Origin of the sequence: Dactylosporangium sp. NPDC005555, from assembly GCF_040605635.1 — a bacterium.
In the GTDB taxonomy this organism is placed as follows: domain Bacteria; phylum Actinomycetota; class Actinomycetes; order Mycobacteriales; family Micromonosporaceae; genus Dactylosporangium.
This window is the reverse complement of sequence record NZ_JBEXDG010000003.1, coordinates 311853-336255: the sequence shown is the minus strand read 5'-3', so window position 1 is coordinate 336255 and position 24403 is coordinate 311853. Positions and strand designations below refer to the sequence as shown.

Annotated in this window: 21 protein-coding genes and 1 pseudogene; 10 read left to right on the top strand and 12 right to left on the bottom strand. The window is 73.7% G+C overall.

The annotated features are described in order from the left end of the window. Window positions 1–37 precede the first annotated feature (37 nt). The 4 genes from ABZS58_RS05860 to ABZS58_RS05845 are packed head-to-tail and all read left to right on the top strand — an operon-like array spanning window position 38 to window position 5392. The gene (locus ABZS58_RS05860) at window positions 38–2371 is read left to right on the top strand and encodes a hypothetical protein (RefSeq protein ID WP_354778006.1); all 2334 of its coding nucleotides are present in this window, start codon (window positions 38–40) and stop codon (window positions 2369–2371) included. Next, window positions 2368–3471 (top strand): DegT/DnrJ/EryC1/StrS family aminotransferase, encoded by a 1104-nt coding sequence (locus ABZS58_RS05855; protein WP_354778004.1) that lies wholly within the window; start codon window positions 2368–2370, stop codon window positions 3469–3471. The genes ABZS58_RS05860 and ABZS58_RS05855 overlap by 4 nt, the downstream gene beginning before the upstream one ends. Window positions 3472–3476: 5 nt before the next feature. Beyond that, window positions 3477–4442: a glycosyltransferase family 2 protein gene (locus tag ABZS58_RS05850; protein ID WP_354778002.1), complete on the top strand. Its 966-nt coding sequence runs from the start codon at window positions 3477–3479 to the stop codon at window positions 4440–4442. After that, window positions 4442–5392: a WxcM-like domain-containing protein gene (locus ABZS58_RS05845; protein WP_354777999.1), complete on the top strand. Its 951-nt coding sequence runs from the start codon at window positions 4442–4444 to the stop codon at window positions 5390–5392. Before ABZS58_RS05850 ends, ABZS58_RS05845 begins: the two co-directional genes overlap by 1 nt. Here ABZS58_RS05845 and ABZS58_RS05840 read toward each other — a convergent pair. Both ABZS58_RS05840 and ABZS58_RS05835 read right to left on the bottom strand, forming a co-directional pair. Further along, window positions 5360–6001: a response regulator transcription factor gene (locus ABZS58_RS05840; protein WP_354777997.1), complete on the bottom strand. Its 642-nt coding sequence runs from the start codon at window positions 5999–6001 to the stop codon at window positions 5360–5362. The genes ABZS58_RS05845 and ABZS58_RS05840 overlap by 33 nt on opposite strands. Continuing rightward, entirely contained in the window at window positions 5965–7782 is a 1818-nt protein-coding gene (locus tag ABZS58_RS05835; RefSeq protein WP_354777995.1) for a histidine kinase, read from the bottom strand. Before ABZS58_RS05835 ends, ABZS58_RS05840 begins: the two co-directional genes overlap by 37 nt. Before the next feature lie 133 nt (window positions 7783–7915). Here ABZS58_RS05835 and ABZS58_RS05830 point away from each other — a divergent pair. The 4 genes and pseudogenes from ABZS58_RS05830 to ABZS58_RS05815 all read left to right on the top strand — a co-directional run. After that, window positions 7916–8560, top strand: a pseudogene (locus ABZS58_RS05830) (ABC transporter ATP-binding protein); the annotation flags it as partial. Window positions 8561–8619: 59 nt separating this feature from the next. After that, window positions 8620–9360, top strand: a complete 741-nt coding sequence (locus ABZS58_RS05825) for an ABC transporter permease (RefSeq protein WP_354777993.1) — start codon at window positions 8620–8622, stop codon at window positions 9358–9360. A 66-nt stretch (window positions 9361–9426) separates the two neighbouring features. Further along, window positions 9427–10518, top strand: coding sequence for an alanine racemase (gene alr / locus ABZS58_RS05820; protein ID WP_354777991.1), 1092 nt, complete (start codon window positions 9427–9429; stop codon window positions 10516–10518). An 11-nt stretch (window positions 10519–10529) separates the two neighbouring features. Next, window positions 10530–11591 (top strand): D-alanine--D-alanine ligase family protein, encoded by a 1062-nt coding sequence (locus tag ABZS58_RS05815; protein ID WP_354777989.1) that lies wholly within the window; start codon window positions 10530–10532, stop codon window positions 11589–11591. Window positions 11592–11597: 6 nt separating this feature from the next. On the opposite strand, the gene ABZS58_RS05810 is transcribed toward ABZS58_RS05815, so the two are convergent. Then, a complete protein-coding gene (locus ABZS58_RS05810; protein WP_354777987.1) occupies window positions 11598–13586 on the bottom strand; it encodes an FAD-dependent oxidoreductase in 1989 nt (662 codons plus the stop codon). On the opposite strand from ABZS58_RS05810, the gene ABZS58_RS05805 reads away from it, so the two are divergent. Continuing rightward, window positions 13521–14489 (top strand): phosphoribosylaminoimidazolesuccinocarboxamide synthase, encoded by a 969-nt coding sequence (locus tag ABZS58_RS05805; protein ID WP_354777985.1) that lies wholly within the window; start codon window positions 13521–13523, stop codon window positions 14487–14489. The genes ABZS58_RS05810 and ABZS58_RS05805 overlap by 66 nt on opposite strands. A gap of 213 nt (window positions 14490–14702) precedes the next feature. Here ABZS58_RS05805 and ABZS58_RS05800 read toward each other — a convergent pair whose 3' ends face one another. After that, complete coding sequence (locus tag ABZS58_RS05800; RefSeq protein ID WP_354777983.1) at window positions 14703–15617, bottom strand: PAC2 family protein; 915 nt, start codon at window positions 15615–15617, stop codon at window positions 14703–14705. Between the two features lie 58 nt (window positions 15618–15675). Continuing rightward, window positions 15676–16323: a TetR/AcrR family transcriptional regulator gene (locus ABZS58_RS05795; protein WP_354777981.1), complete on the bottom strand. Its 648-nt coding sequence runs from the start codon at window positions 16321–16323 to the stop codon at window positions 15676–15678. Window positions 16324–16408: 85 nt separating this feature from the next. Between ABZS58_RS05795 and ABZS58_RS05790 the strand changes: the two genes are divergently transcribed. Then, window positions 16409–17332, top strand: a complete 924-nt coding sequence (locus tag ABZS58_RS05790) for an SDR family oxidoreductase (protein ID WP_354777979.1) — start codon at window positions 16409–16411, stop codon at window positions 17330–17332. A 7-nt stretch (window positions 17333–17339) separates the two neighbouring features. Here the strand turns inward: ABZS58_RS05790 and ABZS58_RS05785 are convergent, their stop codons facing one another. The 7 genes from ABZS58_RS05785 to ABZS58_RS05755 form a co-directional block, all read right to left on the bottom strand. Then, window positions 17340–17999, bottom strand: a complete 660-nt coding sequence (locus ABZS58_RS05785; RefSeq protein ID WP_354777977.1) for a response regulator transcription factor — start codon at window positions 17997–17999, stop codon at window positions 17340–17342. Next, window positions 17987–19159 carry a histidine kinase gene (locus ABZS58_RS05780; protein WP_354777975.1) on the bottom strand — a complete coding sequence of 391 codons (1173 nt, stop codon included), beginning with the start codon at window positions 19157–19159 and terminating at the stop codon, window positions 17987–17989. Before ABZS58_RS05780 ends, ABZS58_RS05785 begins: the two co-directional genes overlap by 13 nt. Next, window positions 19156–19836: a hypothetical protein gene (locus ABZS58_RS05775; RefSeq protein ID WP_354777973.1), complete on the bottom strand. Its 681-nt coding sequence runs from the start codon at window positions 19834–19836 to the stop codon at window positions 19156–19158. Before ABZS58_RS05775 ends, ABZS58_RS05780 begins: the two co-directional genes overlap by 4 nt. Window positions 19837–19922: 86 nt before the next feature. After that, window positions 19923–21284: a VWA-like domain-containing protein gene (locus ABZS58_RS05770; RefSeq protein ID WP_354777971.1), complete on the bottom strand. Its 1362-nt coding sequence runs from the start codon at window positions 21282–21284 to the stop codon at window positions 19923–19925. Window positions 21285–21521: 237 nt separating this feature from the next. Next, window positions 21522–22709, bottom strand: coding sequence for an AAA family ATPase (locus tag ABZS58_RS05765; protein WP_354777969.1), 1188 nt, complete (start codon window positions 22707–22709; stop codon window positions 21522–21524). A gap of 31 nt (window positions 22710–22740) precedes the next feature. Further along, on the bottom strand, window positions 22741–24150 hold the full coding sequence (locus ABZS58_RS05760) for a hypothetical protein (protein WP_354777967.1): 1410 nt from the start codon (window positions 24148–24150) through the stop codon (window positions 22741–22743). After that, entirely contained in the window at window positions 24150–24317 is a 168-nt protein-coding gene (locus ABZS58_RS05755; RefSeq protein ID WP_354777965.1) for a hypothetical protein, read from the bottom strand. The genes ABZS58_RS05760 and ABZS58_RS05755 overlap by 1 nt, the downstream gene beginning before the upstream one ends. Window positions 24318–24403 lie beyond the last annotated feature (86 nt).

The window sequence follows — 24403 nt, the reverse complement described above, 5'->3', positions numbered from 1 at the left end:
CGCGACCCATCCAGCTTCCGCGCCGTTGGGCGGTGCAGTGAGCACGACACTGGACGCGACACGTGAACCCGCCGCGGGTCCGGGCGAGCCACCGGTGACCGCCGGCCGCCGCCGGTTCCGCGGCGCGCCGCCGCCGTCCGCGCTGCCCCTCGCCGTCGGGCTCGCCGGGATCGCGTGCACGCTGCGGTTCTACGGCGTCTCCCTGCCCACGACGCTCGCGTTCGCCGGTTGGCTCACCGCCGGGGTCGTGCTGCCGGGCCTGCTGCTGTGGCGGGTGCTGCTGCGGCGGTCCGGCCGGCTCGTCGCCGACGTCGTCGCCGGTGCCGCCCTCGGCTACGTCGTCGAGGTCCTCGCCTACATCGCCGCTCGCGCCGCCGGGCAGCCGCTGCTGGTGCTCGCCTGGCCGGCCGGCATGATCGGCGCGTCGCTGGTCGTACCGCGGCTGAGACAGGCCTGGAAGGGGACCGGGGAACGCACCCCGGCGCTCTGGGCGTGGTCGATGCTGCTCGTCGTCGCCGTGCTCGTCCTGCGCAGCGTCCGCATGTTCCGCTCGCACGGGCTCGGCTGGCCGGTCACCGGCGCGACCGACGCCGACACCCCGTTCCACCTCGCGCTCATCGCCGAGGCGAAGCAGCACATGCCGATGCAGGCGCCCTGGGTGTCCGGCGAACCCCTCGTCTACCACTGGTTCGTCTACCCGGAGATGGCCGCGACCAGCTGGGTCACCGGCGTCGAACCGCTGACCCTGCTCGTGCGGCTCACCCCGCTGCCGATGCTCGCCGGCACCCTGCTCCTCGTCGCGGTCCTCGCCCGGCGGCTGACCGGCCGCTGGTGGACCGGGCCCGTCGCGGCCGTCGTGACCCTGCTCGTCCTCGCCCCCGACCCCTACGGCTGGCCGCACTACGACGGCTGGTTCGGCTTCGGCGCGTACGAGGACGGGTCCATGTACCGGATGGTCGCCTGGACCAGCCCGACCCAGACGTTCGGCGCGTTCCTCTTCGCCGCCGTCGTCCTCGTCCTCCTCGACATCCTCGACGGGCGCGGCTCGCACAGCCTGCTCGCGCTGCTGCTCGCCGGGCTCGCCGGGGCGAAGTCGCCCTACCTGCCGCTGCTCACCGGCGCCCTGGTCCTCGTCGTGGTGGTGCGGCTCGTCGCCCGGCGCGGGCTGCACCGGCCGGCGCTGCTCGCCGCCGCCCTCACCGCCGCGTGCACCGTCGTCGCGCAGGTCGTCCTCTACGACGGCGGCGCCAACCAGGGCCTCGTCGTGCGGCCCCTCGCCACCATGGACGGCTTCGTCACCGTCGCCGCCACCTGGACCGGCTACACCGGCCCCGGCACCCCCGCCGGGCACGCCCGGCTCGCCGCCCTGCTCACCGTCCTGTGCTGGCTGTTCATGTGGGCCGGGATCCTCGCCCTGGGCCGCCGCGCCCTCGACGCCCCGGTCCTGCTGCTCCTCGCCGTCGGCGCCGGCGGCGTCGCCGGGGTCCTGCTGTTCGGCCACCCCGGCGGGTCCCAGTCCTACCTGATCGTGTCCGCCCGGCCGTACCTGGCCCTCGCCTCCGTGGTGGGGCTCGCCGCGGTCGCCGGGACGATGACGTGGGCGAAGGGCGGCGCCCTCGCCCTCGCCGCGACCGCCGGTGTCGCCGCGGTGCTCCTGATGCGCCGGTACGACACGATCCAGCCGGTCGGCGACGGCATCGGGTGGGAGCTGGCCCGGCCGTACGTCATCCTCGCCGGTCTCGCCGTCGTGGTCGCCGCCGCCGCGCTCGTCCGCCGCGACGGGCGGATCGCCGCCGTGGCGATCGCCCTGTGCGCCGGGTTCGGGCTGCCGGCCGCCTACGACCAGACCGCCGTCGTCGTCACCGACACCGCCCTCGGCGGCTGGCGCGCCGTCCCCGGCAGCGACCAGGTCGCCCTCGACGGGCGGACCAGCGCCATCGACCGCGACACCTGGACCGCCGGCCGCTGGTTGCACGGGCACGCGGCACCCGGTGACCTGCTCGCCACCAACGCGCACTGCTTCGGCGTCCGTCCTGCGGGCGGGATGTGCGACAACCGCCGGTTCGCGCTCGCCGCCGCCAGCGGCCGCCGGGTCCTCGTCGAGGGCTGGGGCTTCACCAACACCACGTACGTGCGGGCCGCCGCCGACGGGGTGCCGCCGTGGTTCGCCGACTTCTGGGACCCCGGACGGCTCGCCGCCAACGACGCCGCGTTCACCGATCCCGGCCCCGCCACCATCGGCGTGCTCCGCGACCGGTTCCACGTCCGCTGGCTCGTCGCCGACGCGACCGCCGGACCGGTCGGCGACCTGCGGACCGCCGCCGAACCCCGGTTCACCGCCGGGCAGATCACCGTCTATGAGGTGCGATGAACGATCTTCTGGCGCTGCACACGGGCCTGACCGACGACCTCACCGCGGCCGTGCGCCGGGTCGTCGGCAGCGGCTGGTACGTCCTCGGCCGGGAGGTCGCCGCGTTCGAGGAGGCGTTCGCCGCCTACTGCGGCGCCGGGCACGCCGTCGGCGTCGGCAACGGCACCGACGCGATCGAGCTCGCCCTGGCCGGCGTCGGGGTCGGCCGCGGCGACCGGGTCGCCCTCGCCGCGAACGCGGGCGGCTACGGCACCACCGCCGTCCTCGCCCTCGGCGCCGAACCCGTCCACGTCGACGTCGACGAGGACACCGCCACCCTCGACCCGGCGCTGCTGGACCAGGAGCGCTTCGACGCGGTCCTCGTCACACACCTGTACGGGCGGCTCGCCGACATGCCCGCGCTCCGCGCGGTCGCGGACCGGCACGGCGCCGCCGTCGTCGAGGACTGCGCCCAGGCGCACGGCGCCGCCCGCGACGGCCCCTCTGGTGTCCGCAGGGCCGGGGCGTGGGGCGACGCGGCCGCGTTCAGCTTCTACCCGACGAAGAACCTCGGCGCGCTCGGCGACGCCGGCGCCGTCGTCACCGCCTCCGCCGAGGTCGCCGACCGGGTGCGGCGGCTGCGGCAGTACGGCTGGGACCGTAAGTATCACCAGGTCACCGGCCCGGCCCGCAACAGCCGCCTGGACGAGCTGCAGGCGGCGCTGCTGTCGGTGAAACTGCCGCACCTCGACGGCTGGAACGCCGCCCGGGTCGCCGTCGCCGCCCGCTACCGCGACGCGATCCGGCACCCGCAGGTGACGCTGCCCGACGTCGAGGCGCCCGGCCACGTCGGCCACCTGTACGTGCTGCGCTGCACCGACCGCGACGCGCTGTCAGCGCACCTGCGCGCCCGCGACGTGCCCCACGACGTGCACTACCCGCTGCCCGACCACCGGCAGCCGGTGCACGGCGACAGGTTCGCCGGCCGCTGCCTGCCGGTCACCGAGCGGCTCTGCGCCGAGGTGCTGAGCCTGCCGTGCCACCCCGCGCTCGACCCCAGGCTCGACCCGGCGCGGGTGGACGACATCGCCGCCGCCGTCACGGCGTTCGGAAAGGGCTGAGCCTCGTGTACTCCCTGATCGTCCCCGTGTACCGCAACGAGGACACCGTCCACGACCTCCTCGCCGCCGTCGGTGACCTGCACGACGAGCTCGGCGGCCGGCTCGAGGCGGTGTTCGTCGTCGACGGCAGCCCCGACCGGTCCGCGGAGCTGCTGCAGGCGCTGCTGCCCGCGCAACGCTTCCCGGCCCGGCTGGTGCTGCTGTCGCGCAACTTCGGGTCGTTCGCCGCGATCCGGGTCGGGCTGCAGCACGCGACCGGCGACTACTTCGCCGTCATGGCCGCCGACCTGCAGGAACCACCGGAGCTCGCCCTGGAGTTCTTCCGGACCCTCGCCGCCGACGAGCACGACGTCGTCGTCGGCACCCGCGAGGGCCGCGCCGACCCCCTCGGGCAGCGGGTCGCGGCCAGGCTGTTCTGGGGCGTGTACCGGCGGATCATCGTGCGGGACATGCCCAGCGGCGGCGTCGACATGTTCGGCTGCAACCGCGCGTTCCGCGACTGCCTCCTCGCCTGCGAAGAGGCGAACACGTCCCTGGTCGCGCTGCTGTTCTGGCTCGGGTTCCGCCGCAAGCAGGTCGCCTACACCCGCCGCCCCCGCGCCGCCGGCGGCTCCGGCTGGACGCTGCGCAAGAAGGTCACGTACCTGATGGACAGCGTCTTCGCGTTCACCGACCTGCCGGTGCGGCTGCTGATGACGTCCGGGACCGTCGGGCTGCTCGTGTCGCTGACCCTCGGCGCGGTCGTCGTGTCCGCCCGCCTCGCCGGCCTGTTCGACGTGCCCGGCTACGCCGCGACGGTCCTCGTCGTGCTGTTCTTCGGCGGCATGAACGCCCTCGGCCTCGGCGTCGTCGGCTCCTACGCGTGGCGGGGCTACGAGAACACGAAACGCCGCCCCCTCGCCGTCGCCGCGCGCGAGCTGCACTACACGGGCCGGCGCACCACCACGCTCCTGCCGGGAGGCCGGCGCTGATGTCGTTCTACACCCATCCCAACGCCCTGTGCGAGACCACCGCCGTCGGCGCGGGCACCCGGATCTGGGCGTTCGCCCATGTACTGCCGGGCGCGCGCATCGGCGCGGACTGCAACGTCTGCGACGGGGTGTTCGTCGAGAACGACGTCGTCGTCGGCGACCGGGTCACCGTCAAGTGCGGCGTGCAGCTGTGGGACGGCGTGACCCTGGAGGACGACGTGTTCGTCGGGCCCAACGTCACGTTCACCAACGACCGGATGCCGCGCAGCCGCCGGTACCCGGAGGCGTTCGCCCGCACGACGGTCGCGGCCGGCGCGTCGATCGGCGCGAACGCCACGATCCTGCCCGGCGTCACCATCGGCAGGCACGCGATGGTCGGCGCCGGCGCCGTCGTCACCCGGTCCGTGCCGCCGTACGCGATCGTCGTGGGCAACCCGGCGCGGCTCACCGGCTACGTCGACGCCGCCCCGTCGGTGCCGGCGCAGCACTCGCCGCCGGAGCTGTCGCCGGGGGAGCGGGTGGGCGCGACGAAGGTCCGCGGGGTGACCGTGCACCGGCTCGACTACGTGCGGGACCTGCGCGGCGACCTGTCGGTCGGGGAGTTCGAACGGGACATCCCGTTTCCCGTCCGCCGCTACTTCATCGTCTTCGACGTGCCCAACGAGAAGGTCCGCGGCCAGCACGCGCACCGCGAGTGCCACCAGTTCCTGATCTGCGTGAAGGGCCGCTGCAGCGTCGTCGCCGACGACGGGGTGGTCCGGCAGGAGTTCCTCCTCGACGGTCCCGCGACCGGCCTGTACCTGCCGCCGATGACGTGGGCGACGCAGTACCGCTACTCGCCGGACGCGGCGCTGCTGGTCTTCGCGTCGCACTACTACGACGCCGCGGACTACATCCGCGACCACGCCTCGTTCGTGTCAGCTGCCCTGCAGATGAGCCAGGACCGCTAGGACGCGGCGGTTGTCGTCGTCGGAGACGGGCAGGTCGAGCTTGCCGAAGATGCTGGCGATGTGCTTGCCGACGGCGCTGTCGCTGAGGAACAGGGACTTGCCGATCGCGGCGTTGGACCGGCCCTCGGCCATGAGGGTCAGCACCTCCCGCTCGCGCGGGGTGAGCGTGCCGGTCGTCGCGGACGGCCTGGCGACGAGCTTCGCGATGACGGTCGGGTCCATGACGGTGCCGCCGCCGGCCACCCGGCGGACCGCGTCGACGAACTGGTCGGCGTTGAACACCCGGTCCTTCAGCAGGTAGCCGACGGCGCCGGTGCCGTCGGCGAGCAGCTCCCGCGCGTACAGCTGCTCGACGTGCTGCGACAGCACCAGGACCGGCAGGCCCGGCACCTCCCGGCGGGCGGCCAGCGCGGCCTGCAGGCCCTCGTCGGTGAAGCTGGGCGGGAGCCGCACGTCGACGACCGCGACGTCGGGGCGGTGCTCCAGCAGCGCGGCGAGCAGCGTGGGGCCGGTGTCGACGGCGGCGACCACCTCGAAGCCATGGCTGCGCAGCAGCAGGACCATGCCGTCCCTCAGGAGATAGAGGTCTTCGGCGAGGACAACACGCACGGCAGCTCCAGCGTCGCGACGGTCGGCCCGCCCAGCGGGCTGCTCAGGGCCAGGGTCCCGTCGAAGGTACCCAACCGTCGTTCGATGCCGCGAAGGCCGGTGCCCCGGGACGGGTCCGCGCCGCCGGTGCCGTCGTCGGCGACGGTGACCCGCAGCAGCCCCGCGACGTGCTCCAGATCGACGGTGACCGTGGCGGCGCCGCCGTGCCGGGTGGCGTTGGCGATCAGCTCGCTGACCGCGAAGTAGGCGGCCGACTCCACCGGCGCCGGCGGCCGGCCCGTCAGCGCGCCGGCGACGGTGACGTCCGCGGCGGTGTCGAGGGCCAGGGCGCGGACCGCGTCGGCGAGGCCACGCTCGGACAGCACCGGCGGGTGGATGCCGCGGACCAGGTCCCGCAGCTCGATGAGCGCCGCCGCCGCGGTCTCCTTCGTCTGCCGGACCAGTTCCTTCGCGGCGGCCGGGTCGGTGTCCATCAGCCGCTCGATCGCGCCGAGGGTCAGTCCGACCGCGATCAGCCGGGCCTGCGCGCCGTCGTGCAGGTCGCGCTCGATCCGGCGGACCTCGGCGGCCTGCGCGTCGACGGCGTCGGCGCGGCTACGGGTCAGCTGCTCCACCCGCAGCCGCAGCGCCGCCTCCTTCGTGGGGCGCAGCAGCAGCGCCGTCCACCGCGCGTGGACACCGACGGCCTGCTCGGCGATCGCGAGCCCGGCGCCGACGAGCGCGACGCCGAGGACCAGCCCGGCGGTCCGGTCGCCGTCGGCGGCGCCGTACCAGGCGGACCAGTCGGCGTCGAACACGGTCGTCCACAGCCACGGCAGGGCGAGGCCGAACGCGCCGTAGACGACGGCGGCGACCGGCGCGCCGAGCAGTGCGACCGTGACGACCGGGTCGGTGGCCAGCCACACCAGGTCCCGCCACGACGCGACGTCGTGCCACGTCCACAGCCAGCGGGCGTTGTACGACGCCATCGCCTCGGACTTGTACAGGTTGTTCTGCACCTGCAGCATCCCGTCGGGGCGCCGCTTCGGCAGCAGCTCCGGCGTGTACGGCCGGTCGATCCGCACCCCGCTCCAGCTCGCGAAGTACCGGCGCAGGTTCACCAGCCAGCGGTAGTGCGAGACCGCGACGGGGATGAGGAAGACGAACCCGAGGCCGAACCCGAGGCTGAAGCAGGCGAGGGTGAAGGCGAGGAGCAGCACTTCGAGGGCCGCGCAGCACACCAGCAGCGCCGCCCGCCCCCAGGCGAGGAGGACCTTCTGCGTGCGCTTGCCGCGCTGCTTGCGGCGGGCGGCGCGGACCGGGTCCATCGGGGCGAGCATCCACGCCGACCACGAGCCGACGGCGCGGACCGTCAGCGGCGCCGCGACGAGCCCCAGCGGCACGGCGACCAGGACGAGGAGGGGGAACCACAGCTGCCACGTCAGGTCGCGCTTCGTGGCCGGGTCCTGCATCAGCCAGTCGAGGCGGTGGAAGAACCGGGGGAAGGTCGGCTTCTTGTACAGGGTCGCGTCGTGCCGGTAGAGGCCGTCCTCGCCGGGTTCGGGGTCCGCCGGCGGCGGCCGGTAGGGCTCCGGCACCGGGCAGCCCGTCCAGTCCGCGAACATCGCCCGCCACCGGTTGGTGAGGCGGCGCCCGAACAGCACCGGCGGCGGGATCAGGAAGACCAGGCCGAGCAGCACGCCGGGCAGCAGCATCACCAGGGACAGCAGCAGTTGCGCGAACACGACGGCGGCGACGCCCAGCAGGACGACGCTGCGCCGCACACTCCTCAACCAGGTCATGTGGTCCAGTCTCTTCACGCGCCGCCGCCGGCACATCGGCCCTGACCGCCGTCTGCGGGGTGCACCTAGCCCCACCCCTGTCCGGCGCCCAGCATCATTCTGCCCGCCGCCCGGATCTCGCAGGATCGATGGCATGGCAGTCATCGACGTTCACCAGTTGCAGAAGCGCTACGGCGACCGGCACGCGGTCAAGGACGTGACCTTCTCCGTCGAGCGCGGCGAGATCTTCGGCGTCATCGGCCGCAACGGCGCCGGCAAGACCACCACCGTCGAGATCATCGAGGGGCTGCGGACCGCCGACGCCGGCACCGTCCGGGTCCTCGGCCTCGACCCGGGCGACCCGGCGCTGCGCGAGCGGCTCGGCGTGCAGCTGCAGGAGTCGCAGCTGCCGGACCGGATCCGGGTCGGCGAGGCCCTGGACCTGTTCGCCTCCTTCTACCGGGACCCGGCCGACCCGGCCGCCGTCCTCGCCTCCCTGGGCCTCGCGGAACACGCGAAGCAGCAGTACAAGAGCCTCTCCGGCGGCCAGAAGCAGCGGATGTCGATCGCGTTGTCGCTCATCGGCTCCCCGGAGGTCGCGGTCCTCGACGAGCTCACCACCGGCCTCGACCCGCACGCCCGGCGCGAGACGTGGCGGCTCATCGAGGACATCCGCGACCGCGGCGTCACCGTGCTGCTCGTCACGCACTTCATGGACGAGGCCGAGCGGCTCTGCGACCGGATCGCCGTCATCGACGACGGTCGCACGATCGCCGTCGACACCCCCGCGGGTCTGATCCGGCGGGCTTCCGAATCCGACCTGGAATCCGCTTTCGTCGCCCTGACTGGAGTCTGATCATGCGTACCCTGGCCCGCCTCACGATCGTCGAGACCCGGCTCATGCTCCGGGAGGTGTCGCCGCCGCTGTTCACCGTCCTGCTGCCGGTCGCGCTGCTGCTGGCCTTCGGCTGGTCCGCGAGCGTCCGGCGGCCCGACCCGGCCTTCGGCGGGCACCGCGGCATCGACACCTACATCCCGTCGATGTCGATCATGGTGTCCCTGGCGATGATCGCGTTCTTCATGCTGCCGGTGGTGCTCACCTCGTACCGGGAGAAGGGCATCCTGCGCCGCTTCGCGACGACCCCGGTCAGACCGTCGGCGATGCTCGGCGCGCAGCTGCTCATGAACAGCGGCGTCGTGCTCGTCTCGACGCTGCTGACCATGCTCGTCGGCGTGACGCTGATGGACATGCGGCTGCCGGACCTGGCGCTGGTCCTGCCGGTGCTCGCCCTCGGCGTCCTCGGGCTGTTCCCGATCGGGCTGCTCGTCGCGTCCGCCGCCGGCACCGCGAAGTCCGCGACCGGCTGGGCCCTCGCGATGTGGTTCCCGTCGGCGTTCTTCGCCGGCCTGTACGTGCCGGTCGAGGTCATGCCGGCGGTGCTGCGCCGCATCGGCGACCTCACCCCGCTCGGCGCGTTCCGCCAGGCGATCCAGGCCGCGTGGGTCGGCGACGTGCCGCGGCCGCTGCACCTGGCGGTGCTCGCCGCGACGTTCCTGATCGCCGGCGGCCTGTCGGTCCGGCTGTACCGTGCCGGTTAACCGACACCGCTGTGACGCACGGTGACCACTATGATCGACGGGACGAGGGGGTGGCAGGTGCAACCGATGGCAGAGGCGGTCGTCGATCTCGACGCCGTGGCGCACAACACGCGGCTCCTGGCCGGTCTGGCCGCCCCCCGCGCCGAGACCATGGCGGTCGTCAAGGCCGACGCGTTCGGTCACGGAGTGCTACCGGTCGCCCGCACCGTCCTCGCCGCCGGCGCCACCTGGCTCGGGGTCACCTCGATCGCCGAGGCCCGGCGGCTGCGCGACGCGGGGATCACCGCGCCGGTCCTCGCCTGGCTGTATGGCACCGGCGACGACTTCGCGTGGGCCGTCCGGCACGACGTGGACCTGTCCGTGTCGACGCCGCAGCACCTGGAGGCGATGGCGCCCGGCGCCGCCGTCCACCTCAAGGTCGACACCGGCCTCACCCGCAACGGTGTCGCCTGGTCCGACTGGCCCTCGCTGGTGGCGCGGGCCGCGGACCTGGAGCGGCGCGGCGCCCTCATGGTCCGCGGGATCTGGTCGCACCTCGCCGCCGCCGACGACCCGGGCAACCCGTCCGTGGCGCTGCAGCTCGAACGCTTCTCCGACGCCCTCGCGATCGCCGCGAAGGCCGGCCTCGAACCGCCGCTGCGGCACCTCGCCAACTCCGCCGGGATCGTCGACGTGCCCGCCAGCCACTACGACATGGTCCGGGCCGGGCTCGCGCTCTACGGTGTCGAGCCGATCGAGGGGGTCGTCGCCGGGCTGCGGCGGGCGATGACGCTGCGCGCCCGCGCCGTCAACGTCAAACGCGTCCCGCCCGGCACGGGCGTGTCCTACCTGCACCAGTACGTGACGGACCGCGACACGACGATGGTGCTGGTCCCCGCCGGATACGCCGACGGGGTGCCGCGGCAGCTGAGCAACCGGGGCGCGGTGGCCATCGGCGACCGGCGGTGCCCGATCGCCGGGCGGGTCGCCATGGACCAGTTCGTCGTCGACGCCGGTGACCTGTCCGTCGCCCTCGGTGACGAGATCGTGCTGTTCGGGCCGGGCGACGGTGCCGAGCCGACCGTGGAAGAGTGGGCGGCGTGGGCGGGGACCAACCCGCATGAGATCTTGACGGGCATCGGGGCCCGGGTTCCACGCACGTACACGTCGGTTCGGTAAGGAGTCACCGCATGGCTGATCGTCGCACCCGCGTCGCCGTCGTCTTCGGAGGGCGCAGCGGCGAGCACGAGGTCTCGTGCAAGTCGGCGCTGAGCATCGTGCGGTTCCTCGACCGGGCCCGCTACGACGTCGTGCCGGTGCGGATCACGCCCAGCGGCACCTGGGTCTTCGGCCGCGACGCCGACTCCCCGGAGGCCCTCGATCTCGAAGGGCTTCTGGCGCTGACCAAGGAGACCGACGTGCCGGCCCTGGCCAGCCTCGCCGAGGCGATCGGCGCCCTGCGCGACTGCGACGTCGTGTTCCCCGCCATCCACGGGCCCTACGGCGAGGACGGCACCATCCAGTCCGTGCTGGAGATGGTCCGCCTGCCGTATGTCGGCAGCGGCGTCTTCGCCAGCGCCGCCGGTATGGACAAGGAGTTCACCAAGCGGCTCCTCGTCGCCGACGGGCTGCCCGTCGCCGACGGCGTCGTCCTGCGCGGCGGCGTCGGGACGGTGACCTCGACCGAGCGCGAGCGGCTGGGGCTGCCCGTCTTCGTGAAGCCGTCCCGGGCCGGGTCCAGCCTCGGGGTGTCCAAGGTCGACGACTGGTCCGAGCTCGACGACGCCCTCGCCGAGGCCCGCGCCAGCGACGCGAAGGTCCTCGTCGAGGAGATGGTGCACGGGCGCGAGGTCGACCTCGGTGTCCTCGAGCACCCCGACGGCTCCCTCCAGGTCGGGCCGCCGCTGGAGATCAGCTTCCCGGACAAGCACGAGTTCTTCGACTACGAGGCCAAATACCTCGACCCGACCACCATCTTCGACATCCCGGCGAAGCTAGAGCCGGCGATCATCGAGCAGCTGCAGGACCTCGCCGTGCGCACGTTCCGCTCCCTGGAGTGCCGGGGGCTGCTGCGGGTCGACTTCTTCCTGCGGTACGGCACCGAACCGGTCATCAACGAGGTCAACACGTTCCCCGGGTTCACGGCCGTGTCGCAGTATCCGCAGATGTTCCGGGTGGCGGGCCTGGACTACCCGGCGCTGCTGGACGTCCTCCTCGCGACCGCCCTGGCCAGGCCCGCCATCGGTGCCTGACCGTCGTCACACCCTGACGAACCTGGCCGCGTCGGCGACCACGTAGCCGTTGGTCTGCTCGGTGCGGATCAGCACCGAGCCGGCGCTGCCCGCGGTGAACTGGAACGTGCCGAGCGCCACCCACTGCCCGCCGGACGCGCGCTGGTCGACGCTGAACGTGCTCAGCCCACCCGAATGCACCACGTCGACCGGCACGTTGCTGGCCCGGTTCTCATGCGCGGTCCAGCGCAGCTGCACCGTCCACGCGCCCGCCGCGGGCAGCGCCGGCGTGAACCGCAACCGGTTCACGCCCTTCGCCGTGTTGCCGTCGTGCTCGTAGTCGCTGCCGTAGTAGCCGCCGATCGACGTGCTCGACAGCCACGCCCCCGCTCGCGTCACCCCACTGCCGCGGCTGTCGATAACAATTTCCGAATTGCCCGAAATGTCAATTCGTTGGCCCAGGTCGCGGAGCAGCCCCTGCAGGGTCGTCACGTTGACCCGCTGCACGGGCACGGCGCCGGCGATCGCCAGCCGCGCCGCCACCGCGGCGGACTGGCCCAGCACCATGAACACCGGCTCCATCCGGATCGAGCCGTACGCGATGTGGCTCGCCGACAGGCAGACCGGGACCAGCAGGTTCGCGCACTGCGCCTCGACCGGCACGATCGAGCGGTAGCTCACCTGGTACGGGCCGGGGACCCCGACCTGCACGTCGCCCTCGTTCTTCGCGACCCCGCCCACGACCAGCCGCTGGCAGTTGTGCGAGTCCATCGTGTAGCTGGCCAGGCCGACGGAGTCCGCGACGGTCGCCGAGCCCCGGCAGTTGTGCTCCGTCATCACGTAGGCACCCACCATGCGGCGGGCCTCCCGCACGTACAGCATGGGCGGCCAGAACCCGGTGGCGCCGAACTCGTCCGGGGCGGGCCCCCAGCTCGCGGTGGCGGTGCGGACGGCCGCCGGGACCCTCGGGTCGTTGCTGAGGAACCACATGAGGCCCTGCTGGTACGTGCGGTGCTCGGCGACGATCGTGTCCCTGACCGCGCTGCTCGCTGTCGGGTATGCGTAGTTCATGCCGATGTCGTCGGTGGAGAACGCGCCGTCGTTGTTCGAGTCGGTCTTGCCGCCGCCGACGCCGACCGTGTTGAAGAACGGGCCCGTGTAGCCGGCCTCGACGTACCGCAGCAGCAGCGCGTACCGACCGGCGTCGTAGCCGGTCGGTCTCGCCCACGGCAGGCGATCCGCTGCTGTCGTGAGGCACATGCGGAAGTTGTAGGCCTGGATCTTCCCGTCGGCGGTGCCGTTGGGCGCCAGGGTCGCGGCCTGGACGCCCGGCAGCAGGCCGCTGCCCGGGTTTCCCGGCGTCACGTACGGGTCGACCGGCCTGGTGAACTGGTGCTTGTCGCGCAGCTGGACGCCGTTGACGCTCTCGCCGTACTGGGCGTTGCCCTCCCGGCCGAGGGTCGTGGCCACCCCGGCCTTCGCCATCAGATCGCCCTCGTAACTGGCGTCGACGAACATCAGCCCCCGGTAGATCCCGCCGTCCTCGCTGCTGATCTCCACGATCCGGTTGCCGCTCATGGTGACCGTCTGCAGCTTGCGGCCGAGGTGGACGGTCACGCCCGCCTCGGCCAGCAGGTCGGCGAAGACGGCGGCGGCGACGTGCGGCTCGAACGTGAACCGCGCCGGGGACGTGGCGGTGACCGGGGTGCCGTTGTACCTGCCGTACACGCGCCGGTAGAACTCGTGCGACAGGCCGCCGATCGCGCCGGTGTTGCCGGTGTCGGTCGCGCCGAGGCCCGCGGTCGTCATCCCGCCGACGTGCGTGCCCGGCTCGACCACGACGGCCGTGCCGCCCGACCTGCGGAACTGGATCGCCGCCGCCAGCCCGCCGGGCGTGGCCCCGTAGACGACGAGATCGACGGTGGTGACGGCGGCGCCCGCCCGTGCCGGATGCAGCAGGACGGCGCCGGTGCTGAGCAGACCGGTGGCGAGGACCTGACGGCGGGTGTGCGGCATGGCGGCTCCCTGTCGTTGCGGGGCCGCCGTACCCCTGAGATTGAAGGGAGTCTAAACGTTAGGGTGGCGGGCGTGAAGCTGTTGCATTCCGGCAAGGTCCGCGACGTGTATCTCGACGGCGACGACCTGATCCTGGTCGCCTCCGACCGCATCTCGGTCTACGACGTGGTCCTGCCGACCCCGATCCCCGACAAGGGCGCGGTCCTCACCCGGCTGTCCCTGTGGTGGTTCGAGCAGCTCGCCGACCTGGTCCCCAACCACGTGCTGTCCGCGACGGACGTGCCTTCGGAGTTCGCCGGCCGGGCCATCCGCTGCAGGCGCCTCGACATGGTGCAGGTGGAGTGCATCGCCCGCGGCTACCTGACCGGGCTCGGCCTCAAGGAGTACAACCGCGACGGCGCCGTCAGCGGCCTCACGCTCCCGCCGGGCCTCGTCGAGGCCTCCCGGCTCGACGCGCCGATCTTCACCCCGACGACCAAGGCCGCCGTCGGCGAGCACGACGAGTTCGTCACGTTCGACGAGGTCGTCGAGCAGATCGGCAAGGAGCTCGCGGAGGAGCTGCGCGACCTGACGCTGCGCGTGTATTCGCGCGGCCGGGACATCGCCGCGTCGCGCGGCATCATCGTCGCGGACACGAAGCTCGAGTTCGGCCTCACCCCCGACGGCGCCGTCGTCCTCGCCGACGAGGTCCTCACCCCGGACTCGTCGCGCTTCTGGCCCCTCGACGAGTGGGAGCCGGGCCGCGCCCAGCACTCCTTCGACAAGCAGTCGGTGCGCGACTGGTCCCGCGGCACCGGCTGGGACCAGACCGCCCCGGGCCCCGAGATCCCCGCCGACGTCGTTGAGCGCACCCGCGCCCGCTACGTCGAGGTCTACGAACGCCTGACCGGCCAGGCCTTCTGATCCGCACGGCCCGGCCGCACGGCCGGCCCGGGGTGACGCGACCGCTCGTGTGTGCAGGGCGCCGCTTTACCGCACTCTAGCATCGCCGCAGAAATTGATCTCCAGCGTCGTGACGGACCGTAGTTCATGCCGTCCCACCAGGGCGGGAGACCCGGTTTCGCCCCGTTCGCCGTGTGACCGCGCCGCTACGCCTGCCGTCGTTTCGGGTCCGTTCTACGGGTTCTCGTCGTTGCGGGTCTGTTCGGCGAGGAATCGTTCCAGCTCGGCGCCGATCTCGTCGGCAGTCGGGAGGGGGGACGGGGAGTCGGCGAGGAGGTTCTGGCCCTGGCGGCCGCGGGTGTACGCGTCGTACTGCTCCTCCAGGGCGCGCACCAGCGAGGCCGCCTCGTCGGCCTGCGCGATCTGCACGTCGATCTCGGAGCGCACGGTCTCGGCGGCGGCGTGCAGCTCCTCGGTCGGCAGCTGCAGGCCGGTCGCCTCGCAGACGCAGGCGAGCAGCTTCTCCGCCGCCGACGGGAACTCCGCCTGCGCCACGTAGTGCGGCACGTGCACGGCGAAGCCGAACGCGTCGCGGTCCTGCTGGCCGATGCGGAACTCGAGGAGGTTGCCGACGCTGCCCGGCACCTGGACGCGCTGCAGCCACGGCTCGAACCCGGCGATCAGGTCGCGGCTCGTGCCGTGCGCGGTCACCCCGGTCGGGCGCGTGTGGGGGACCGCCATGGGGATCGCGGTCAGGCCGACCGTCGCCCGCACGTCGAAGCGCTCGATCAGCTCGATGACCGCGGCCGTGAACCGCTCCCACTGCAGGTCCGGCTCCGGGCCGTCGAGCAGGAGGAACTCGGTGCCGGTCGCGTCGCGCAGGACGCGCAGCAGCAGGCGCGGCTGCTCGTAGTGCTCCCAGTGGTCCTCGACGAACAGCATCGCCGGGCGCCGGCTGCGGTAGTCGTAGAGCTGGTCGAGGTCGAACGTCGCCAGGGTGCGCGGCGACCCGACCGTCAGCAGGTGCTCACGGGCGAGGCGGCTCGCGTTGCCGGCGTCGACGAAGCCCGTCAGCGCATGCACGAGCACCGGCCGGTCGACGGCCGGCAGATCCTCGGTGAGCGTGTAGAGCTCGCTGGGGTTGAGCACCGGAACGCAGCCTCCTTGTAAAGCCTTCTACAACACCGCAACCCGCGGGTGTGCTCGATCATTCCATCCCGGCGGACCAGGGATTCGTGAGGATCGCGTAGACCAGCTCGTCGACGGCCGGGGCCAGGGACGTGAAGGACGGTCCGGCGCCCGTGTACGGGTCGGAGACCTGCAGCATCATCTCGTGCACCCCTCCCACCAGGGCGATCGCCAGCAGCTGTGACAGCCTCGGGATGGCCGGGTCCGCGGCGCGGGCCGCATCGACCACCTCCACCAGCGTATCGGCGAACCGGCGCTGCATCTGCTGACGCAGCCGGTAGGCCTTCGGGCCGGCCGCCTGGATCTCCACCAGCAGGGTGCGGGTCACCGCCGGCATGCTCTCCAGGGCGTTGAGGTAGGCGGTCACCCCGTCGTTGATCATCGCCTTCCAGCCGTCACCCCGCGGGGCGGCGCTGCGCACCACGCCGTCGCCCCGCGTGGCGGCGCTGCGCACCACGGTGAGCAGGTAGCCGCAGCCCTGCTCGTACAGCGCCATGAGGCACGACTCCTTGTCGGCGAAGTGCTCGTAGAACGTGCGCTTCGACACCCTCGCGTGCATGACCACGTCCGCGATCGTGGTCGCCGCGTAGCCCTTGTCGGCGATCGCCGCCGCCAGCCCGCCGGTCAGCGCCTCGCGGACCTCCTCGGCGGTTCTCGTGCTCGTCATGCGCCTGCCTTGGCCTTTCGCCAGAATGTCGGTGGGTGTTAGTTTGCCTGGTACTGAACGGTACCGCCGACGGGAGGGGCACACGGTGCAGCACAGCTTGTCCGGCCAGGTGGTGCTCGTCACCGGAGCGGCGCGCGGGATCGGGGAGCACACCGCCCGCCTCGCCGCCGCCCGCGGTGCCAAGGTGGTCCTCGCCGGGCTCGAACCCGACCGTCTCGCCGCCGTCGCCGCCGACCTCGACGCGCCCTGGTTCCTCTGCGACGTCACCGATCAGACCAGTCTCGCAGCCGCGGTGGAGGGCGCCGTCGCCGCCCACGGCCGGCTCGACGCGGTCGTCGCCAACGCGGGGGTCGCCAGCCGCGGGACCGTCGCCACCGGTGACATCGAGGCGCTGGTGCGGACCGTCGAGGTCAATCTCATCGGCGTCATGCGGACGGCCGCGGCGGTCATGCCGCATCTCATCGCGTCGCGTGGCTATCTGCTCATCGTCGCGTCCGCCGCGTCGTTCGCCGCGCTGCCGGGCATGGCGCCGTACTGCGCCTCGAAGGCCGGCGTGGAGCACTTCGGCAACGCGCTGCGCCTGGAGGTCGCCCACCACGGTGTCCGGGTCGGCACCGCGCACCCGTCGTGGATCGACACCGACCTCGTCCGCGACGCCCAGGACGACATGCCCGCGTTCCGCGAGACGCTGCGCAGGCTGCCGCCGCCGCTGGGCTCGACGACGTCCGTGCAGCGCTGCGCGGCGGCGTTCGTGGCGGGCATCGAGCACCGGCGCCGCAAGGTCTTCGTGCCGCGCAGCGTCGCCGTCGTGTACTGGCTGCGCACGTTCGTCAACAGCCGCCTCTCGGAGCTGGTCGTCGAGCGGCAGGCGCGCGCCAGCGTGCCGGCCATGGAGGAGCAGGTGCGCTCACTGCGGCGCGGCTTCGGCGCGAGCACGGCCCCCGGCCTGCCCGCGCCCCCTCAACCCGCTGAGCCGGGTTTCATCGCGGACCGTTACCACCGCCGCTGAGGCTGCCTCAGGCCGCCCTGCTCTCGTGCACCATGATCGCGATCTGCACGCGGTTGGTGCAGCCGAGCTTGCCGAGGATCCGCGACACGTACGTCTTCACGGTGGCAACGCTCATCATCAGCGCCGCGCTGATCTCGGCGTTGGACCGGCCCTCGGCGACGGCCTCGGCGACCTTCCGCTCGGCGGGCGTCAGCGCCGCCAGGGTCTTCTCCGCGGCGGCGCGCCGGTCGGCGGTCTCGTCGCGGACCACGTGCTCGACGAGCCGCCGCACCACCGACGGCGACAGCATCTGCTCACCGGCCGCGACCCGCCGGACCGCGTCGAGGATGGCGAGCGGGGGGGTGTCCTTGAGCAGGAACCCGTGCGCGCCGAGCCGCAACGCCCGCAGCACGTGCTCGTCGGTGTCGAACGTGGTCAGGACCACCACGGCCCCCGGCGTCCCTTCGGCCCGCAGCGCTTCGAGGGCGGCGAGCCCGTCCATCCGCGGCATCCGGATGTCCATGAGCACCACGTCGGGCCGGCTCGCCCGGACGACCCGCACGGCCGCCGCGCCGTCGCCGGCCTCACCGACGAGGTCGAGGTCGGGGTCGCCGCCGAGGACCATCGCGAGCCCCGCCCTGACGAGGGCGTCGTCGTCGACGACCACGACCCGGATCACACCCGCCACGGCAACCACGCCTCCAGATGAAACCCGACCTGCTCCGGGTGCGCGGCGTGCCCCATCAGCCGGGGGCCGTGCCGCAGGCGCCCGCCCGCCAGGGTGACACGTTCGCCTAGGCCGACGAGCCCGGACCGGGACCCGGGCAGCTCCGGGCTGACCGGCACGGCCGGCAGCGGGTTGCGCAGCCACACGTGCAGCTCGCCCTTGCTGGTCCGGTCGAGGCGGACGGCCACCTCCGCGCCCGGCGCGTGTTTGCGGGCGTTGGTCAGGCCCTCCTGCACCAGCCGGAACGCGGTCCGGTTCACCGCCGCGGGCAGCGTCTCGGGGCCGTCGTCGCCGTCGCCGGTGAGGCGGTTGTCGAGCCGCACGGGGGTACCGGCGCGGCGGACCTCCTCGATGAGCTCGTCGAGGTCGGCGAGATCCTGCCGCGGCCGCAGCTCGTCGTCGTCGCTGCTGCGCAGGACCCCGAGGATCTCCCGCAGCTCCTCCATCGCCTGGTGGGCGCTGGCGCGGATGGTGCCGCCGGCCGCCGCGACCTGCTCCCCGGACAGGTCCCGGCGGATCTCCAGCGCCCCGGCGTGCAGGCTGATCAGGGAGATCCGGTGCGCGAGGACGTCGTGCATCTCGCGGGCGATCCGCTCCCGCTCCAGGCCGCGCAGCAGGTCGGCGCGCTGCAGCGCCTCGGCCTCGGCGCGCACCGCCCGCTCCCGCAGCGACGCGATCAGCTCCCGCCGGGTATGGACCGTCGAGCCCCACGCGAGGACGATCACCGTCAGCACGAGGGCCGCCGAGACGTTGCCGACGAGCTGCAGGTCGGGGTCCGGATACCGCAGCAGGTAGGGGACCGGCACGACGAGGTGCGCGACGCCGACCGCGACCGCGACCCGGAACGGCCGGTGCACCGCCACCGTGAACACCGCGATGATCGTGGCCCCGCCGACGAAGTCGGTCAGTGCGGCCGGGACGAGCAGCAGCAGCGCCACCTGTACCGGCCACCGCCGCCGCCACCAGAGCAGCACCAGCGCCGGCAGGGTCACCGCCGTCGACACCAGCAGCCGCTCGTCGCTCAGCGTGCCGTTGTCCAGCCCGGCCGTCGCCGCGACCACCATCGTCAGCGCCGAGATGACGAACACCGACACGTCGACGGCGACGTCGCGGGCCTTCATGAGCGCACCAGCGGACGCCAGTGCTGCGTCGTGCCGTCGTCGCGGACCGTGTACCCGAGCTTCTGCACCTCGTCGCGCAGCTCGCCGGCGTCGGTGGCGCTCTTGCTCCGCAACGCGACGGCCCGCGCGGCGAGGACCGCGTTGACGGCGCCGGGCAGATCCGGCAGGTCCGGCACCCAGCGCCGGAACAGGTCCCGGAACGGGTCCTCCTTCTGCCACGGGTAGCCGTGCGCCCGGAACGCCTCCGCCACCCGCGGGTCACCGGCCCGCTCCAGCTTCTCCCGCACCACCTGCCGCGACTCCCGGTCGAGCACGACGAGCATCCGCCCGTCGACGAACACCGCGGAGACGTCCGTCCTCGGCACGCTCCACGCATTGTCGCCGAGCCGCAGCCGCACCTCGTCGCCGGCCACGGTCACCCGCAGCGTCTCGTGCACCGCGACGACCACGAACACCAGGCCGAGCAGCAGCCCCGCGCCCATCAGCGCGACCCGCCCGAACCCTTCGTCGAGCGCCGCCACGAGCCGCACCGGCCCGCCGAACGGCACCCACGGCAGCGTCAGCAGCCACCGCGCCAGCAGCGGCAACGCCCACCCGGCGGCGACCCCCAGCACGGGGAACCCGACGCCGATCAGCCACCGGTCGCCGCGGGAGAGTCCCAGCTCGTGTTCTGCCATACGACTCACGGTAGGCAGCCGGGCCGCGCCCGGACAGTCTCCGAAAGTCGCCGGCTGCTTGTTCCGCGGGTCGTCTGCTCGGCTCGTCAACCGCTCGTGATGTGCACCGGCTCGACCCACGACGGCGGCAGCGGGGGGTTCGCCCCGATCAGGCCCGCGATGAGCCGGCAGCCGACCGGCTCGTCCGGCCACGGGGTGCCGCCGTCGGTGAGCACGACCACGATCTGCGGCCGGTCCGGCGACCGCAGCGCCGCCGCGATCCCCACCCGCATGTCGGTGCCGCCGCCCCCGCCGAGCTCCACCTGCTCGGCCTTCACCACCCGCGTCACGGCATGCACGTCGGCGTCGCACGCCACGACGGTCACCCGGTTGCCGCGGATGCCGACGGTACGCAGGACGCCCGTCACCTCACCGAGCGCCGCGGCCAGATCGTCGGTCCCCATCGAGCCGGACGTGTCGACGACGATCGCGACCCGGGGCAGCGGCCGGCGCAGGCTCGGCAGCACCACTCCGCGCATCGCCCCGGTCCGCCGCCCCGGCCGCGCGTACGTGTAGTCGACGGCCCCGCTGGCCCACGCCACCGCCTGCCGCAACGCCCCGGTCAGCAGCCGCCGCCAGTCGACGACCGGCTCCGCGATCTCGTCCGCCCACCGCTGCCACCCGCCGGGCACCGTGCCCCGGGACCGCACGTGCGCCCGGATCGCGTCGGCCGTCTGCCGCCGGATCGCCACCGCCTCCACGTCCCTGACCCCGGGCCCCGCGGCGTCATCGACCTCACCCTTGACCGGGATGCCGTGCGCCCCCGACCCGCACTGCACGTGGTGCTCATGCGTGTGGGGCACCCCAGCGAGGTACTCCTCGAACAGCCGCCCCTCCGGCAACCCGAACGTCCCCGGCTCCACCCGCGACGCCGGCAACACCAGCTTGTCCGCGATCAGGTCATCGTTGATCTCACAGTCCTGCGCGAGGTTGACCCGCAGATGATCCGCCCGGTCCCCCGCCGGCAACCGCTCCGCCCGCCCGTGATGATCCCGCAGCAGGTGCGCCACCTCGTGGACCCACACCCCGGCAAGCTCCTCGACACCGTGCCCGTCGACGAACTCGGGCGCCACGTACAGCCGCCACCGCCGGTCGACCCCCATCGTCGCCAGATGCCTGCTGGGCACCACCGACAGTGCGTACAACGCCGTCGCCAGGTACGGCCGCAGCATCGCCGCCTTGTACCGCGCCGCCAGCAGCTTCGTCCGATCCAGCGCCTTCGCCGCCGCGACCACCTCCGCACCCGCCGTGTCCGCGCCGGTCGTGTCCGCGCCGGTCGTGTCCGCGCCGGTCGTGTCCGCGCCGGTCGTGTCCGCGTCCGCTGCGTTCGCCGTGCCGGTGTCCGCGTCCGCCGTGTCGGTCAGGCCCGGTGGCGTCCGTGCCGGGTCAGGGGCTCGGGCGGTCACCACCGCAGGAGTGGTCGCGGCAGGTGACGGCTGTGCTGGCTCAGCCATCGGTGCTGGCGGCGTCGGCGATGGCACCTGATCATTATGCCCACGGAGCCGGAACGGTCACCGTGACCGCCGGGCCCGCCCGGATCGCAGTGGCCGTCAGCGCTGCTCGACCGGCACCCCGGCACCCCGGCGCACCGCTGCGGTGCTCATCGCCACCTCCGGACGGTGCTGACCACCGCGGATCGACGCGGATCAGCGGAGGGCGCCGGAGAGGCTGAGGATGTCGATGAAGGCGTCGATCGTGGGTGGGACGGGCCAGGCGGGTTTGCGCATGGCGGCCAGGTCGGCGGCGGCGCGGGCGGCGACGTCGGGGACGCCGGCCTCGACGGCCTTGGACAGGACGGTCCAGCCGGCTTCCCAGCGCTCGCGGGTGGTGTTGCTCTGGACGGCGGAGACGACGGCGGTGAGGAAGGCGAGCTGGCGGTCGCCGCGGGTGGGGAGCTGGAAGGCGTCGGGGTTGGCCAGGACGCGGTTGGGGTCGGGGAGGTCGAGCTCGTCGAGGTAATTGACCAGCTCGAGGCCGGCGCCGTCGCCGATGGCGCCGATGAGGGCGGTGGACAGGGCGGCGCGGGAGGCGTCGCTCGCCATGCCGAAGGTGAGCAGGCGCAGGGCCATCTCCCAGGTGCGCGGGGACGGCCAGGCGCCGCCGCGGGCCTCGGCGTCGGCGGGGAGGTGGTGGACGAGGCCGGGGCGGGCGGTGAGGAAGCCGGACAGGGTGCCGCGGGCGCGGGCCAGCGCCGACGCACCCTTGCGCGGGTCGATGCGGGGGATGTCGGCGGTCGGCCAGGTGCCGGCGAGGCCGCGGGCGACGACGGCCGGGTCGTGGGTCCAGTGCAGGTGGACGAACCGGTTGGCCAGGGGTGGGCTCAGGTGCCAGCCGTCGGCGGCGCTCGCCGGTGGGTTGGCGGCGGCGACGACGCGGACCGCGGGTGGGAGCTCGAGGCTGCCGACGCGCCGCTCCAGCACGACGCGCAGCAGTGCGGCCTGGACGGCGGGCGGGGCGGAGGACAGCTCGTCGAAGAAGATCAGGCCGTGGCCGCGTGCCGCGAGGCGGACGGCCCAGTCGGGCGGGGCCATCGGCACGCCCTGGGTGGCGGGGTCGTCGCCGACGACGGGCAGGCCGGCGAAGTCGGACGGCTCGTGGATGCTGGCGATGACCGTCTCCATCGGCACGTCGAGCCGGTCGGACAGCTGCTGCAGTGCCGAGGACTTGCCGATGCCGGGCTCGCCCCACAGCAGGACCGGCAGGTTGGCGGAGACCGCGAGGGCGAGCGCCTCCAACTGCGTGTTGTCGCGGCGCTCCACGCGGGTCGAGCGGGTGGCGGCGATCAGCTCGTCGGCCGCGGCGAGGAGGGTCAGCGCCGATGGTTCTGCGGTCATGCGCGACACGGTAGCCCCCGGGTACGACATTTCACGCCGCCAGGAACCACAGCTCCTCGATGCGTCCCGCGGCGCGGGCGAGGTCGGCCCAGCCGGCGCCGGCGAACGTGACGGCGTGCACGTCGGCGCCCATCGTGGCGAGGTCGCGGATCGTGTCCGCGGGGCCGCCGTGGGCGACCGCGAACAGCAGCGGGGTCATCCCGGCCGAGTCGCGGGCCTCCAGGTCCAGGCCGGCGGCGAGCAGATCCAGCAGGAGCGCGTCGGAGGCCGGCACGTACGCCAGCAGGTGCAGCATCGTCCGCCTGGAACGGTCCCGGAACCAGGGGTCGCCGCCCGCCGCGAGCCACGCCGTCAGCGCGGGAGCGTCGCCGTGCCGCGCCAGTCGTACCAACGTGGCGAGCCGCAACCGCAGCGGCGCGGGCAGCGAGGCGAGCGGGTCGTGCCAGCCGAGGTCGCCGGGGTCGGTGAGGTGCCAGGCGCCGTCGCGGCGGACGCGGACCGGGCCGGTGTCCGGCACCGGCGACGGCGGCATCGTCGACAGCGCCGGGAACAATGCGGCGCCGACAAGGGGGTGCAACGCGGTCGCGGGCAGCATCCCGAGCCGCGCGAGGTCGGCGTCGACGGGCCGCTCGACCAGCGCCGCCGGGAGGCGCAGCCCGGGCGCGTCGTGGAGGCCGGAGACCGTCATGCCGTCGATGCGGGTGGTGTACGCCGAATCCACCTGATCCAGGACCGCCTCCGGAGTGCCCACCGACCGGATCGCGGCGGGGAGACCGGTGAGGTCCAGCCGCCACGTCCTGCGCGACGGGCCGGTGCGAGGGGTCCGGACGGACGCCCGCAGGTCGGCGCGGCGGGCGAGGAGCGGCACGAGGTCGAACCCGGCCAGGCGCCACGCCCCGATCCAGTCCCCGGCGTCCTGCAGCGTGATGACGTGTTCGGCGAGGGTCCACGACGTCGGCGGCAGCCGGGTGCCGTCCGCGCCGAGGAACGGCACCCGCGATCCGCCGGCCGCGGATGTCCGCGCGCCGAGGGACGCGGTGTGGCGGCTGTCCCACTGCTCCCGGCTGTGCACCAGCGACCACCGCCATGTGCCGGGCGGCACGGCACCGTAGTGCAGCGCCAGCCGCTCGGGCTCGCGCCGCCGCACGAACAGGGCGCGGTCGCCGTGCACGCTCAGGACGGTGACGGGCCGCGCGGGGTCGAGGTGCCAGCGCAGCAGGTCCGGGACGAGGTGGCGCAGGTCGTCCTCGATCCGCGCCGCGACCTCGCCGCCGTCGCCGCGGGCGATCGCGGGAAGGTCGAGCTCGACGTCGACGCGCGCCGCCGCGCAGGCACCGCGCCAGTCCCCGGCGGCCCGTCGCGCGGTCGCCGCCGCGATCATCCAGGCGGGCACCCCGACCCGCCGCGTCCACCGCGCGGCCGCCAGCTCACGACGCCACATCAGGTGCCCCGCACGGCCGCCCGCAGCGCGGCGACGACGGACGGGTGGGCGTCGAGGTCCTCCGCGTGCCGCGGCGCCGTCCGCCCGCGCCGGTCGGCCGCGGCCGGATCCGGCCCGGCGGCCAGGAGCCGGGGCAGCAGCGCCGGCGACGGCAGCCAGGTCAGCATGTGCAGCAGGGTACGTCCGTCTCGTCGCCGTGCCGCGCCTGGAGCACCACGAGCGAACGCCGGGCCGGCAAGGACTTCGGCAGCCG

What these genes read in the sequence shown, in the direction of transcription:
- ABZS58_RS05855 (WP_354778004.1), top strand. Translation starts at nt 2,368, where the DNA reads ATGAACGATCTTCTGGCGCTGCACACGGGCCTGACCGACGACCTCACC.
- ABZS58_RS05845 (WP_354777999.1), top strand. Translation starts at nt 4,442, where the DNA reads ATGTCGTTCTACACCCATCCCAACGCCCTGTGCGAGACCACCGCCGTC.
- ABZS58_RS05835 (WP_354777995.1), bottom strand. Translation starts at nt 7,782, where the DNA reads ATGACCTGGTTGAGGAGTGTGCGGCGCAGCGTCGTCCTGCTGGGCGTC.
- ABZS58_RS05825 (WP_354777993.1), top strand. Translation starts at nt 8,620, where the DNA reads ATGCGTACCCTGGCCCGCCTCACGATCGTCGAGACCCGGCTCATGCTC.
- alr (WP_354777991.1), top strand. Translation starts at nt 9,427, where the DNA reads ATGGCAGAGGCGGTCGTCGATCTCGACGCCGTGGCGCACAACACGCGG.
- ABZS58_RS05815 (WP_354777989.1), top strand. Translation starts at nt 10,530, where the DNA reads ATGGCTGATCGTCGCACCCGCGTCGCCGTCGTCTTCGGAGGGCGCAGC.
- ABZS58_RS05805 (WP_354777985.1), top strand. Translation starts at nt 13,521, where the DNA reads ATGCAGCAGGACGGCGCCGGTGCTGAGCAGACCGGTGGCGAGGACCTG.
- ABZS58_RS05810 (WP_354777987.1), bottom strand. Translation starts at nt 13,586, where the DNA reads ATGCCGCACACCCGCCGTCAGGTCCTCGCCACCGGTCTGCTCAGCACC.
- ABZS58_RS05795 (WP_354777981.1), bottom strand. Translation starts at nt 16,323, where the DNA reads ATGACGAGCACGAGAACCGCCGAGGAGGTCCGCGAGGCGCTGACCGGC.
- ABZS58_RS05780 (WP_354777975.1), bottom strand. Translation starts at nt 19,159, where the DNA reads ATGAAGGCCCGCGACGTCGCCGTCGACGTGTCGGTGTTCGTCATCTCG.
- ABZS58_RS05775 (WP_354777973.1), bottom strand. Translation starts at nt 19,836, where the DNA reads ATGGCAGAACACGAGCTGGGACTCTCCCGCGGCGACCGGTGGCTGATC.
- ABZS58_RS05765 (WP_354777969.1), bottom strand. Translation starts at nt 22,709, where the DNA reads ATGACCGCAGAACCATCGGCGCTGACCCTCCTCGCCGCGGCCGACGAG.
- ABZS58_RS05760 (WP_354777967.1), bottom strand. Translation starts at nt 24,150, where the DNA reads ATGTGGCGTCGTGAGCTGGCGGCCGCGCGGTGGACGCGGCGGGTCGGG.
- ABZS58_RS05755 (WP_354777965.1), bottom strand. Translation starts at nt 24,317, where the DNA reads ATGCTGACCTGGCTGCCGTCGCCGGCGCTGCTGCCCCGGCTCCTGGCC.